The organism is Natronomonas moolapensis 8.8.11 (assembly GCF_000591055.1).
In the GTDB taxonomy this organism is placed as follows: Archaea; Halobacteriota; Halobacteria; order Halobacteriales; family Haloarculaceae; genus Natronomonas; species Natronomonas moolapensis.
Map to the genome: position 1 here is coordinate 2,092,474 of NC_020388.1, position 12,519 is coordinate 2,104,992.

The following is a 12,519-nucleotide window of genomic DNA, read 5'->3' on the forward strand; positions in this document are numbered from 1 at the left end:
GGACAAACGGAGAACGAGTCGCCCGATGCGGCGAACGCCACAGGACTCGTTCGCCGAGGGCAATCGCTCTCGCCCGCCGGCGCGGTTACCGTCGACTGGACGCGATACGTCGGCACACTATTATTATTTGATATCTGAAACAGTTCGTTTATATATGGAATTCTATGTATTTGACGACCGCCTCCCGCTGGCGTATCGAGCGACCGACCGGCATCGTCAGCCGGACGTTCGGTGCTGCGAGCAGTACGGTCGGTGGTTCCCGGAACGACGTCACCGCGGCGCCCGCTTCGCCACCGCCGCCAACGGTCTACAGTGTGCTGATTTGTCCGCTTCATGCCGAACGAGTATATAAATACCACTCGTCGATTCGACTGGGGTGGGACGGTCGTCTCGACGGCACCGTGTCGCCGACTGCCGGCTGGACCGAGGGCGCCTGTCGCCCGCTCCCGTGAGCCCTGTCGGACACGGTATCCCGAGACCGGCTAGCAAAAAATATAAATTATATATACATTATGCGGCATGTATATGTACGATAGCTGGGATGATCCGGGCGCTCCTGTGTGGAGACCCGGCGTCCGAACCGACGGTCCCGCGACCAAACCTTTAATAACGATAGTTATGCATACGCAGGGGATGACTAGAGCCAACCTCATCGCGGTCGGGGCCTCCCCGCTGGGCGAGACGAACCTGCCCGGCCGCGACCTGTTCTCGAAGGCGCTGGCCGAGGCGTTCGAGGGACTCCCCGACCCGGCCGACGTGGTCGAGGGGCTGTACGTCGGCGCACAGTCCGAGCGCTACGAGAATCAGATCATGCAGGGAACGCTCATGGCCGAGTGGGCCGGCCTGCGGAACGTCCCCGCAGAGCGCGTCGAAGCGTGTGCGGCCGCCGGCGCGCTCGCGCTCAAGAACGCAGTCCGGGACGTTCGGGCGGGCGTCCACGACGCGGTGCTGGCCTGTGGCGTAGAAAAGATGACCGCCGGCGGGACCGAAGGGGCCACGAACGCTCTCGGTGCTGCCTTCGAGCGGGCCTTAGAACAGCGCTCCGGGATCACCGCGCCCGCCACGTACGCCCTGCTTGCGCGACGGTACCTCCACGAGACCGACGCGACCGAACGGGACTTCGGGAGGATCGCGGTGAAGAACCACCGGAATGCGGCGGCCAACCCACGGGCGATGTTCCAGCAGGCGGTCGACATCGAGACGGTCATGGACGCTCCTGCCGTCGCGCCGCCGCTCAAACTGTACGACTGTGCCCCCGTCACCGACGGTGCCGCAGCGGTCGTCGTCGCGAACGACGAGGTGGCGGCCGAGCTGCGGAGTCGCCCCGACACCGTCCACGTAGCCGGCGTCGGCTCGGCGGCCAACAACCTCGCCGTCGCGGAGCGCGACCTGACGTTCGTCGAGGGGGCGAACGTCGCTGCCTCGACCGCCTACGGGGACGCCGGCGTGGACGCCGCGGATATCGACGTCGCGGAAGTCCACGACGCCTTCACCGTCTGCGAGGCACTGCTGGCCGAGGCTGCCGAGTTCGCCCCCGAAGGTCGCGGAATCGAGACCGTCGAAGACCCCACAGACCGGTCGGCGGGCTGGACTGACGTCCGGATCAACACCAGCGGCGGGCTGAAGGCCCGCGGCCACCCGATCGGGGCGACCGGGCTGTTGCAGGCGGTCGAAGCCTACGAACAGCTCACCGGGCGGGCCGGAGACCGGCAGGTGGCCGACGCCGACACCGCACTGTTGATCAACGAGGGGGGCGTCGCTGACGCCCACACCGTGGCCCACGTCCTGACTGCGACCGACCGAGGAGCGTGATTCACCGATGACAGACACCGACTCCACGACAACTGGACCGCTCGTACCGGACGACATCACCGCCGACTCGCCGTTCACCCTCCCGGGGTTCTTCGACGCTCTGGCCGAGGGCCGGTTGGTAGCCGCCCGCTGTACGGAGTGTGATACGCACATGCTGCCACCCCGCCCCGCCTGCTACGGGTGTGGCAGCCGGGCGGTCACGCTGTCGGAACAGCCCCGGACTGGCGAGGTGGTCTCGTACACGTCGGTCAACCGACCGCCATCCGCGTTCGACCACTTGGCGCCGATCACCGTCTCGGTTGTCGAACTCGACTCGTCGGCCCGGCTTACCGGTCGCGTCGTCGCTTCGCTCGAGGACGTCGCCATCGGGGACCGCGTCGAACTCCGGGTCCGCGAGCCCGAAACCGTCGGCGTCGATCCGGACTTCGGGTTGTCCTACGAGGCGGAGTGGCCGATGCACGTCTTCGAACTGCTCTGAGTGGTGCCCGATCGATGAGAGCATGTGAGCTTTCGAAAGCTGTCAGGAGCGAGTCCGCCCTACGGCACCGGTAGAGTAAAGAACGCTCAACGAAAATCGCCGGACAGCCACGAATTATGACAAAAGACACCGAGGCCCTCCGCGACGAGGTCGTTCACGACCCCTCGGAGGCGTTCGTCGAATCGACCAACGTCGCCGCGTTCATGCGCGAGTACGACATCGACGACTACGACGAGCTCATCGAGCGCACCACCACCGACACGGGCGTCGACGCCTCGGGTCTGGAGTGGTTCTGGGGCGAACTCCCCGAGTACCTCGGGATCGAGTTCTACCAGGGGTACGACGCCGTCCGCGACGACGCCGACGGCCCCCAGTTCACGACGTGGTACCCCGGTGCCGAATTGAACGTCGCCCACAACACCGTCGACCGACACGGCGCACCCGACGCCGAGGCCCGCAACAGCGTCGCCTGCATCTGGGAGGGCGAGGACGGCGAGGTTCGAGAGCTCACCTACCACGAACTCCGGCGGCGGAGCAACCAAGTCGCGAACTACCTCGAATCGGTCGGGATCGACACCGGCGACACGGTCGGGCTCTACATGCCGATGGTTCCCGAGGTCATCCCCATCCTCTATGGGTGTTTCAAAGCCGGTGCCATCGCCGTGCCCATCTTCTCCGGCTTCGGCGTTGACGCCACCGCCATCCGGATCGAGGACTCTCGGTGTTCCGTCCTCTTTACCGGCGACGGCTTCTACCGCCGCGGGTCCGAGATCACCCTCAAGGACGCCGCGGACGACGCCATCGAGGAAGCCGGCCACGTCGAACACACCGTCGTCTTCGATCGCCTCGGCGCCAGCGACGACGACGCCGAGATCGAGATTCCCTTCGACGGCGACCGCGACGAGTGGTTCCACGACGCCGTCGGTACGCAGGATGACGACTACGGCACCAAATCGCTCCCCGCAGACCAGGAGTGTATGCTCCTGTACTCCTCCGGGACGACGGGCAAGCCGAAGGGCATCGTTCACACCCACGCCGGCGCGCAGCTACAGCCGGCCAAGGAGCTCCACTTCGGCTTCGATCTCAAGCCCGCCGACCGGTTCTTCTGGGTCAGCGACATCGGCTGGATGATGGGACCGTGGACGCTCGTCGGCACCCACACCTTCGGCGGCACGATGGTGATGTACGAGGGCGCGCCCGACCACCCCCAGCCGGACCGCTTCTGGGAGCTGATCGACCGCCACGGCGTCACGCAGTTCGGCATCTCGCCGACCGCCATCCGGGCACTCCGAAAACACGGCGACGAATGGGTCGAGGGCTACGACCTCTCCTCGCTTCGGCTGTTGGGCTCGACGGGCGAACCCTGGGACCCCGAGTCGTGGCTGTGGTTCTACGAGCACGTCGGCGGCGGCGATACCCCGATCATCAACATCTCCGGCGGCACCGAGATATTCGGCTGTTTCCTCATGCCGATGCCGACCCGGCCGCTGAAACCCTGTACGCTCGGCGGCCCCGGCCTGGGCATGGACATCGACATCGTCGACGGGACCGGCGAGTCGATCAGGGAGGCCCACGAGCGCGGCTACCTCGTGGCTCGGGATTCGAACCCCGCGATGACGAAGTCGCTGTGGGGCGGCGACGACCGGTATCTCCACGAGTACTGGTCGACGTTCGAGGACCCACCGATGTGGAATCACGGCGACTGGGCCCAGAAGGACACGGAGGGCTTTTGGTTCCTCCACGGGCGGGCGGACGACGCGTTGAACGTGGCGGGCCGGAAAGTCGGGCCCGCCGAGGTCGAGGGCGCGGCGATGGAGCACGACGACGTCAACCAGGCGGCGGCCGTCGGCGTGCCCGACGAGACGACCGGGACGGCAGTGGTGTTGTACGTGATCGTCGAGGAGGGCGCCGAGGAGACGGAGGCCTCGCGGGAGGCGATCCGCGAGCTGGTCGGCGAGGAGCAGGGCAAGCCCTTCCGGCCGCGGGAAGTGCTGTTCGTCGACGAGTTCCCGAAGACACAGTCGGGCAAGATCATCCGGCGGGCGGTCGAGGCGGCCTACACCGGCGAGGCGCTCGGCGACATGAGTAGCATCGAAAACCCCGACTCGCTCGAGGAACTCGAGGAGCCGCGGTAGTGTTCGCTCCCCTGACCCGGACCTGCAGGGTCGACGGACGAGACCGTCCGTCAGCGTCGATCACTCCGAGGTGATCTGTTCGACGGCGACCGACGCGCCCGCTGCCGCCGGATAGACGGTGCTGTCTACGAAGGAGCGGTAGCCGTAGTCCCGTTCGCCGTCGCGAGCGATCCGGAGGACCGTCCGCGCGTCCGGCGCGTGCTCCCGCGCCATCTCGCAGACCGCGAGGTTGATTTCCGTGTCGTCAGTGAGGGCGGCAACGACATCGGCGTCGGCCAGCCCCGCGCGGTCCATCGTTTCGGGGGCAGTTCCGTCCCCTTGAATCACCCGTTTGTGCTTCGTCGACAGCTGTTGACACGTGTCGGCGTTCGGTTCGACGACCGCAATCCGCTGGCGGTCCGAGTCGAGCGACTCGACGACGCGACGGCCGACGCGTCCCGCACCGACGACGATGATGTCCTTTCGCATGGTCTATACTGTATGGTACTACACCACACAAATATGTGTCGCAGGGCGGATCGCCACAAGCGATCATGCCACGCCGAGAAACGCCTCTGCCGTCCGGTAAAAGACGTCCCGGTACGTCTCCGTCGGCAGGTCCCGACCGAGCAGTTCGGCACGCTCGGCGCGATACGGGTAGGGGATGTTCGGCAGGTCGCTCCCGAACATAATCGACTCCGAGAGTTCTATGAGGACCTCGTCGCCGATCGTCGACGGGTCGAACTCCATCGTCCGTCCGGCCTCCGTCGACATCGCGAACGTCGTGTCCAAGTAGACGTTGTCGTGTTCGCGGGCCATCGCGAGGAACGCCGACACCTGGTAGGTGCCCATGTGGGCGCAGTTGACCCGAACGTCGGGGTAGGAGTCGACCACTTCCGCAAACGCCGCTGCGCCGACGTGGGGGTCTTCGGTGTACATCGGGGCGGTCCCGCCGTGGTAGGTGATCGGTCGATCGTACTCGGCGGCGGCCTCGAGGGCCGGCTCGATCCGGGGGTCGGCGGGCGCACACTCTTGGACCGGGCAGTGGAACTTCAACCCGCGCGCGCCCGCCTCGAAGGCGTCGCGGACGATGCCGCCGACGTCCTCGTCGTCGGGATGGACGGTCGCGAACGGAAGCAGCCGTTCCGAGTCCCCGGCCTGCTCGGCGAGCCAGGCGTTGAGCGAGCGTGCGCCCCCCGGTTCGTGGACGTACGGTAGCGCGACGTACCGCTCGACGCCGGCGTCGGCGAGCGTCGCCTCCGTCGCCTCGCGGATCGGCCGGTGGGGAAACTCCCAGCCGGCCGCTGTGGTCAGCGCGCGTTGGACGGCCTCGGCGAGCCGTTCGGGAAAGACGTGGACGTGGGCGTCGATGGCCGGCGCGAACGGCGTCCCCGCGTTCGGATCGGCGTCCGGCATCCGCTCAGTTCCCGCAGACGAGCACCGGTCGGTGGGTGTTGAGGATGACTTCCTGGGTCACGCTGCCGAAGACGGCCTTGCCGGCCGGGCTTCGCTCGCGGCCGGCCACACACACCAGGTCCGCGTCGTACTCGTCGGCCACGGAGATGATCCCCGAGGCCGCATCGCCGCTCCGTTCCTCGAAGAGCACCTCGACGTCGTCGGCTTCGAGCAGCTCCCGCGCTCGCCTCGCTGCCCCGACCTGATCGATCGAGGCCCCCTCTGGGTTTCGCCCGAACGAGTGCGCGAGGACCGCCCGCACCCCATCGATCGGGAGACCGGCTATCTCGTTGGCGATCCGCTTCGCGCGGTCGGTGTCGGTGTCGATCCCCGCGACGATTGTATACATACTGATGAATGTTCGCGCATCACAAATATATGTATCGGGGACGCCACCAGCCGTGCCGCCGCCCTCCCCACCGCCGTTCTCGGGTCCGGATTCCGGCCCGGCCCTGAGTGGGTTCCGGTCACCACGACCCGATCCGAACAAACCGAGACCGCGGCCGGTACCCGCCTTCGGGTGTCCTGACGCGGCCTCTGTCGCGACACAAACGACCGAAGGCCACGGAGGGGCGACGCCGTGACAGGGCGCTACTGCGGGGAATTCGAGGTGGGCGAGACGATCGAACACGGCAAGCGCCGGACGGTTTCGGAGGCCGACAACCAGACGTTTTGCGACGTGACGATGAACCAACAGCCGCTCCACCTCGACGCCGACTTCGCCGCCGACACCGAGTTCGGTGAGCGGATTGTCAACGGGCTTTATATAGGCCTCGCGGTCGGGTTGACGATCCCCGAGACGACCGACGGCACCATCGTCGCGAACCGCTCCTGCGACGATGTCGAGCACCCCGAGCCCGTGTTCCACGGCGACACGGTCCGCGTCCAATCGATCGTGACGGACAAACGGGAGACGAGCGGCGGCGATCGTGGCGTCGTCACGACGCACGTCGAGGTGTTCAGAGTGAACGATCGGGAGGGGGCAGACGGACCCTCGTCGGACGGGACCGACGGTGCTGAGGAGCCGCTTGCCTGTTCGTTCGATCGGACGGTGGTGTCGTTGAAGCGTCCGGGGGATCATTAGTTCGCGCTTTCGCCCGGACTCCGTCGATGGCCCGTCGCCTCAGGCCATCACGAGCGTCTCCTGATAGGCGCCGTAGTGGTCCTCGAAGACGGACATGATCTCGCCCATCGTCGCGTAGGCCTTCACGGCGTCGACGATCGGGGGCATGACGTTCTCGTCGCTCTCGATCGCCGCCTTGATCGCATCGAGAGACGCCTCGACGGCCTCGTCGTCGCGCTCCTGCTTGACCGATTCGAGCCGATCGAGCTGTCGGTCGCGGGTCTCGGGGTCGACATGGAGCAGGTCAGGCTCGGCGTCCTCCTCGATCTCGTAGCGGTTCACGCCGACGACGACCTCTTCGCCCTTGTCGACGCGTTTTTGATACTCGTAGGCGGCCTCTTGGATCTCGCGGTGGAAGTAGCCGTCCGGGATCCCCGAGAGGACGCCGTCGCGCACGGAGCCCTCGCCCATCTCCTTGATCTCCTCGATGTAGCCCATGATCTCCGATTCCATCTCGTTCGTGAGCTTCTCGATGGCGAAGGAACCGCCCATCGGGTCGACGATGTCCGCCGCGCCGGACTCCTCGGCGATGATCTGTTGGGTCCGCAACGCCACCCGGACGGCCTCCTCGCTCGGCAGTGCGAGCGCCTCGTCGTAGCTGTTGGTGTGGAGGCTCTGGGTGCCGCCCATCACCGCCGCGAGCGCCTGGATGGTCACCCGGGCGATGTTGTTGAGCGGCTGTTGGGCCGTCAGCGACTGGCCCGCGGTCTGGGTGTGGAACTTCAGCCGCTTGGAGGCGTCCGCCTCCGCGCCGTACCACTCGTCCATCACGCGGGCGTAGATCCGGCGGCAGGCCCGGAACTTCGCGACCTCCTCGAAGATGGAGTTGTGAGAGTTGAAGAAGAACGACAAAAGCGGCGCGAACTCGTCGACCTCGAGGCCCCGGTCGAGGCAGTCCTCGACGTAGGCGAAGCCGTCCGCGAGCGTGAACGCAGCCTCCTGGGCTGCGGTCGCCCCGGCCTCTCTGATGTGGTACCCCGAAACCGAGACGGGGTGGAACTTCGGCGTCTCCTCGACGGCGAACTCGATGGTGTCCGTGACGACGTCGAGGCTCGGTTCCGGCGGGATCACCCACTCCTTTTGGGCGATGAACTCTTTGAGCATGTCGTTTTGCAGCGTCCCGCGGATCTCCTCGCGCGGGACGCCCTTCTCGTCCGCCAACGCGATGTACATCGCGTAGATGACGGGGGCGGAGGGGTTGATCGTAAACGAGGTCGACACCTCGCCGATGTCGATCCCGTCGAAGAGGATCTCCATGTCCCGAAGCGTGTCGACGGCGACGCCTTCCTTGCCGACTTCGCCCTCGCTCATCGGGTGATCGGAGTCGATCCCCATGAGGCTCGGCATGTCGAACGCGGTCGAGAGGCCAGTCTGTCCCTCGTCGATGAGGTAGTGGAACCGCTCGTTGGTCTCCTCGGCGGTTCCGAACCCGGCGAACTGTCGCATCGTCCACGTCCGCCCCCGGTACATCGTCGGGTACGGTCCCCGGGTGTAGGGTGGCTCTCCGGGGAACCCGAGGTCCTCGTCGAGGTCCATATCGGCGATGTCCTCCGGCGTGTAGAGCCGATCGACCTCGTGGTTCGAGACGGTCGCAAATCGGTCTTTCCGCTCGCCGGCGTCGAGGAACGGATCGAGGGTTCCCTCTTTCCACTCCGCTTTCTGCTCGCGGATCCTCTCGAGGTCGTCGTTTCCGAACATTACCGCCACTAACACCGTCTGATAGCAAAAACGTTGCCATACCTATTGAAAAATAAACACATTTCCCGCGGAGAACCGATCCGGCCAGTCGTCGACGATCCGGAACGTTTAATCGAAATCTCCGCGTGTGCTTCGCTATGACACGAAAGGTAGACGCGGTCGAACGCGTCGGCGTCGTCGGTGCCGGGACGATGGGCAGCGGAATCGCACAGGTGTCCGCCATCGCGGGATACGACGTCGTGATGCGCGACATCGAGACGGAGTACGTCGAAAACGGCTTCGAGACGATCGAGAACAGTCTCGGCCGGCAGGTCGAGAGCGGGGCGATCACCGAGTCGGAGGCCGAGGCCGCCGAGGCTCGGATCGAGGGGACAACCGACCTCGAGGATCTCGCCGACTGCGACGTCGTCGTCGAGGCCGCCCTCGAGGACATCGACGTCAAACGCGACATCTTTTCGGACCTCGACGAGGTGATGAACGACGAGGCTGTCCTCGCGACCAACACGTCGACGCTGTCGATCACGACCATCGCGGCCGCGACGGAACGCCCCGGATCGGTCCTCGGTCTCCACTTCATGAACCCCGTGCCGGTGATGAAGGGCGTCGAGGTGGTCAACGGCGAGAAGACCGACGGAGACGTTCTCGAGTTCGCCCACGCCTTCGCCGAGGACCTCGGCAAGGAGACCTGGGAGTCCGACGACAAGCCCGGCTTCGTCACCAACCGCATCCTGATGCCGTGGATCAACGAGGGGATCCGCGCCTTCGACGAGGGTGTCGCCACGAAAGAAGACATCGACAGCGGCATGACGCTCGGGACGAACGTCCCGATGGGTCCCCTCGAGTTGGCCGATCACATCGGTCTCGACATCTGTCTGCACGCGAGCGAGACACTCCACGAGGAGTTGGGCGACCGCTACACCCCCGCATACCTGCTCAAACGGAAGGTCGAGGCGGGCGACCTCGGCAAAAAGACCGGCGAAGGCTTTTATATATACGACTGAGTCGATCGGGTCGCCTCGGGGCGTCGACCGCCTCGAGGCGCTCACTCCCCGAGGTGTCGTGCGATGACTTCCTTTTGAATCTCCGAGGTACCCTCGTAGATGGTCGTGATCTTCGCGTCCCGGTAGTAGCGCTCGACGTCGAAGTCCTTCGTGTAGCCGTAGCCGCCGTGGACCTGGACGGCCTCGCTGGCCACGTCGACGGCGGTCTCACTGGCGAAGTATTTCGCCATGCTCGCGGCCATCGCGTCGACGCCCGCCTCGTTCCGCTCGGCGGCGTCCCGCGTCAACAGCCGGGCGGCCTGGACGTCGGTCGCCATGTCGGCGAGTTTGTGTGCGATCGCCTGGTGGTCAGCGATGGGGTTGCCGAACTGCTCGCGCTCGTCGGCGTACGCGACGGCGGCCGAAAGCGCAGCGTCGGCGACCCCGACCGCCTGGCTCGCGATGGCGATCCGACCCCCGGTGAGGATCGAGAAGGCCGATTTAAGCCCCTCGCCGACCTCGGTGAGCCGGTTCGACGCCGGGATCCGGGCGCCATCGAAGCGCAACGACGTCGTGTCGCTGGCCCGGAGGCCGAGTTTGTCCTCCTTGTCGCCGACCTCGAGGCCGTCGACGTCTTTCGGGACCAGAAACTGCGTCACCGAGTCGGGGTCGTCGGGGTCCGTCTTCGCGAAGAGGATGACGACGCCCGAGCGCTTCCCGTTCGTGATCCACTGTTTTTCGCCGTCGATGACGTACTCGTCGCCCTCTGAGCGGGCGACCGTGGCCATCCCGGCGGGGTTCGACCCCGCTTCGGGCTCCGAGAGCGCGAACGCGCCGATCGGCCGGCCCGAAGCCATCTCGGGCAGCCACCGCTCTCTGTGTTCGTCGGTGCCGAACGTGGCGATACACGACGTCGCCAGACAGTGCACCGAAAGCGCCGTCGCGACCGAGAGATCGCCCCTCGCCAGTCGTTCGTTGACGACACTGTAGGTCAGTCGGTCGGCGTCGAAGCCGCCGTATTCCTCGGGGACCGTGAGCCCGGTCAGGTCCAACTCGGCGAGACCGTCCCAGACGTCCTCGGGGAACGTCTGTGTCGCGTCGGCCTCGGCGGCGGCGGGGCGGACCTCGCGTTCGACGAAGTCGGAAACCGTCTCCTCGATGAGCGAGCGCTCGCTTGCGGTCATGCCCGGTCCTCGGCGGCCACGGACATAATTCGTGTGGATACCACACATCCACCCCCGACGGTTCGATACCGTGCAGGCGGGTTACACGTAGTCCATGTTTACCTGCGTGATGTTCGCGACCCGCCGGATCGTCGAGAGGATCGCCTCGCGGCGCTCCTCGCCCATCCGGCTCTCGGGACCACAGACGCAGATCGCCCCCCGAACGGTGTCCCCCCGGTCGAGGACCGGGACGGCGACGCAGACGAACCCCGCGATCCGCTCGCCGCGGTCGACCGCATGGCCACGCTCGCGGACGTCCCCGAGTTGCTCGCGGAGGACGTCCGGGTCGGTCACGGTCCGCTTCGTGATCGGCTCGAAGGCCTGCTCGTCGAGCAGCGTTTCGAGGCGCTCGGAATCGACGTGTGCGAGGATCGCCTTTCCGCCGGCGTTCGCGTACAGCGGCACCCGGGCGCCGGGGTAGGCGGGCAGGTCGACGGCCCCCTCACCCTCCGCGACTGCCAACAGCACGCCGTCGCCGCCCTCCTCGACGATCAGTGTCGCCTGTTCGCCGGTCTCCTCGGCTGCGGCAGGCAGCTCCTCGGCGGCCGCCGTGTAGATTTCGCGCCGCCGACGCCCCCGGTGGCCGATCTCTAAAAAGCGCGTCGAGATCCGGTAGTCGCTGCCCTCCTTGACGACGTGACCGGTCGAGCGGAGCGCCTGCAGGTAGTCGTGGACCGTACTGACCGGCAACGCCACGGCCTCGGCGAGCTCGGAGACGCCGACCCCATCGCGCTTCGAGAGGGCGTCGACGATCCGAAGTGCACGCGTCACGGATCGGTTCTTCGGATCTGACATGGCTAACACGACGGCCGGGAGCGAATTAGTCTTTTCGGCACCGTCGAAAGCTGTTTCGGGTGGACGCACAGGGGGACCGGCCGCTCGTCGGCGTGACCCCCGCTATAGCTATTTTTCCTCTCGTTGGTCCCGGTCTACGGTCTCCAGCGGAATAGCGTCAGCGCGAACCGGCCCGAGCGTCGACCCGGATTCGACGGAGCCGAAATATGCGCTCGACCGCAATGTCTAACAGTATTAATATTGTTATGAAATTGTCGGGGCGGCCTGCGTTCCGCGGGCTGGATACATATATGAATAGCCGACCGGCTGAGACGGGCCGGGAACGTCCGATAGTGGGGAGTCGACTGCCCGTGGTATCTGAGCGTACTGCGTGGGAGGCGGCTTCGACAGCACGGACCTGCACGACGGGGCCGACGGGACCGGCGGTGCTCCGGCCGACGAACCAGATAGTATACGAATTCTTATATACATATTGTATTTATATATCTTCCCGAAGCGTACCCGAACGCGTCCGACAGCGCGGTGGTGTCCCGAACGACGCTACCGGGGGCGGCATCGAGCGTGTTTTCCGGCGCAGCGTCTCCCCGTGGGCGTTTTGGGGGATAGTGCACGGGCGTGCCCCGAGTGTAGTCGGCGTGGTCAGCGTGACACCGGTGTATACGAGTCGACTCCGGCACGTCGGGATTGAGCACCGACCGGGCCGCCACGGCGGTTGAGCAGGTCGGCTCTTTGCGGTTACAAACTGGGCGGGATCGTACCGGATGTCCGGGCGTGCGCCCACCACGGATATTTCTAAATATTAGTATATTTTGACTGTAATATAAATAATATTATATTTTTG

Annotated in this window: 11 protein-coding genes; 5 read left to right on the forward strand and 6 right to left on the reverse strand. The window is 65.8% G+C overall.

The features are described from left to right. Positions 1–633: 633 nt before the first annotated feature. From NMLP_RS10090 to NMLP_RS10100, 3 genes are all read left to right on the forward strand, one after another. Positions 634–1,812 (forward strand): thiolase C-terminal domain-containing protein, encoded by a 1,179-nt coding sequence (locus NMLP_RS10090; protein WP_015410012.1) that lies wholly within the window; start codon positions 634–636, stop codon positions 1,810–1,812. Between the two features lie 7 nt (positions 1,813–1,819). Next, complete coding sequence (locus NMLP_RS10095) at positions 1,820–2,290, forward strand: Zn-ribbon domain-containing OB-fold protein (protein WP_015410013.1); 471 nt, start codon at positions 1,820–1,822, stop codon at positions 2,288–2,290. 116 nt (positions 2,291–2,406) lie between these two features. Then, the gene (locus NMLP_RS10100) at positions 2,407–4,425 is read left to right on the forward strand and encodes an AMP-binding protein (RefSeq protein ID WP_015410014.1); all 2,019 of its coding nucleotides are present in this window, start codon (positions 2,407–2,409) and stop codon (positions 4,423–4,425) included. 60 nt (positions 4,426–4,485) lie between these two features. Here NMLP_RS10100 and NMLP_RS10105 read toward each other — a convergent pair whose 3' ends face one another. From NMLP_RS10105 to NMLP_RS10115, 3 genes are all read right to left on the reverse strand, one after another. After that, on the reverse strand, positions 4,486–4,893 hold the full coding sequence (locus tag NMLP_RS10105; protein WP_015410015.1) for an NAD(P)-binding protein: 408 nt from the start codon (positions 4,891–4,893) through the stop codon (positions 4,486–4,488). A 63-nt stretch (positions 4,894–4,956) separates the two neighbouring features. Further along, complete coding sequence (locus NMLP_RS10110) at positions 4,957–5,820, reverse strand: amidohydrolase family protein (RefSeq protein ID WP_015410016.1); 864 nt, start codon at positions 5,818–5,820, stop codon at positions 4,957–4,959. Between the two features lie 4 nt (positions 5,821–5,824). Beyond that, complete coding sequence (locus NMLP_RS10115) at positions 5,825–6,208, reverse strand: universal stress protein (protein ID WP_049926438.1); 384 nt, start codon at positions 6,206–6,208, stop codon at positions 5,825–5,827. A gap of 231 nt (positions 6,209–6,439) precedes the next feature. Between NMLP_RS10115 and NMLP_RS10120 the strand changes: the two genes are divergently transcribed. After that, positions 6,440–6,943 carry a MaoC family dehydratase gene (locus tag NMLP_RS10120; protein WP_015410017.1) on the forward strand — a complete coding sequence of 168 codons (504 nt, stop codon included), beginning with the start codon at positions 6,440–6,442 and terminating at the stop codon, positions 6,941–6,943. 39 nt (positions 6,944–6,982) lie between these two features. On the opposite strand, the gene NMLP_RS10125 is transcribed toward NMLP_RS10120, so the two are convergent. Further along, positions 6,983–8,680 carry an acyl-CoA mutase large subunit family protein gene (locus NMLP_RS10125; RefSeq protein ID WP_015410018.1) on the reverse strand — a complete coding sequence of 566 codons (1,698 nt, stop codon included), beginning with the start codon at positions 8,678–8,680 and terminating at the stop codon, positions 6,983–6,985. Between the two features lie 137 nt (positions 8,681–8,817). Between NMLP_RS10125 and NMLP_RS10130 the strand changes: the two genes are divergently transcribed. Then, positions 8,818–9,681: a 3-hydroxyacyl-CoA dehydrogenase family protein gene (locus NMLP_RS10130; RefSeq protein ID WP_015410019.1), complete on the forward strand. Its 864-nt coding sequence runs from the start codon at positions 8,818–8,820 to the stop codon at positions 9,679–9,681. Between the two features lie 41 nt (positions 9,682–9,722). Here the strand turns inward: NMLP_RS10130 and NMLP_RS10135 are convergent, their stop codons facing one another. Continuing rightward, positions 9,723–10,844: an acyl-CoA dehydrogenase family protein gene (locus NMLP_RS10135; RefSeq protein ID WP_015410020.1), complete on the reverse strand. Its 1,122-nt coding sequence runs from the start codon at positions 10,842–10,844 to the stop codon at positions 9,723–9,725. 81 nt (positions 10,845–10,925) lie between these two features. Then, entirely contained in the window at positions 10,926–11,678 is a 753-nt protein-coding gene (locus NMLP_RS10140) for an IclR family transcriptional regulator (protein WP_015410021.1), read from the reverse strand. Between the last annotated feature and the right edge of the window lie 841 nt (positions 11,679–12,519).

Bases quoted from the DNA above. Each gene is read 5' to 3' on its own strand.
- NMLP_RS10115 (WP_049926438.1), bottom strand. From the start codon at position 6,208: ATGTATACAATCGTCGCGGGGATCGACACCGACACCGACCGCGCGAAG.
- NMLP_RS10140 (WP_015410021.1), bottom strand. From the start codon at position 11,678: ATGTCAGATCCGAAGAACCGATCCGTGACGCGTGCACTTCGGATCGTC.
- NMLP_RS10100 (WP_015410014.1), top strand. From the start codon at position 2,407: ATGACAAAAGACACCGAGGCCCTCCGCGACGAGGTCGTTCACGACCCC.
- NMLP_RS10105 (WP_015410015.1), bottom strand. From the start codon at position 4,893: ATGCGAAAGGACATCATCGTCGTCGGTGCGGGACGCGTCGGCCGTCGC.
- NMLP_RS10095 (WP_015410013.1), top strand. From the start codon at position 1,820: ATGACAGACACCGACTCCACGACAACTGGACCGCTCGTACCGGACGAC.
- NMLP_RS10130 (WP_015410019.1), top strand. From the start codon at position 8,818: ATGACACGAAAGGTAGACGCGGTCGAACGCGTCGGCGTCGTCGGTGCC.
- NMLP_RS10135 (WP_015410020.1), bottom strand. From the start codon at position 10,844: ATGACCGCAAGCGAGCGCTCGCTCATCGAGGAGACGGTTTCCGACTTC.
- NMLP_RS10110 (WP_015410016.1), bottom strand. From the start codon at position 5,820: ATGCCGGACGCCGATCCGAACGCGGGGACGCCGTTCGCGCCGGCCATC.
- NMLP_RS10125 (WP_015410018.1), bottom strand. From the start codon at position 8,680: ATGTTCGGAAACGACGACCTCGAGAGGATCCGCGAGCAGAAAGCGGAG.
- NMLP_RS10090 (WP_015410012.1), top strand. From the start codon at position 634: ATGACTAGAGCCAACCTCATCGCGGTCGGGGCCTCCCCGCTGGGCGAG.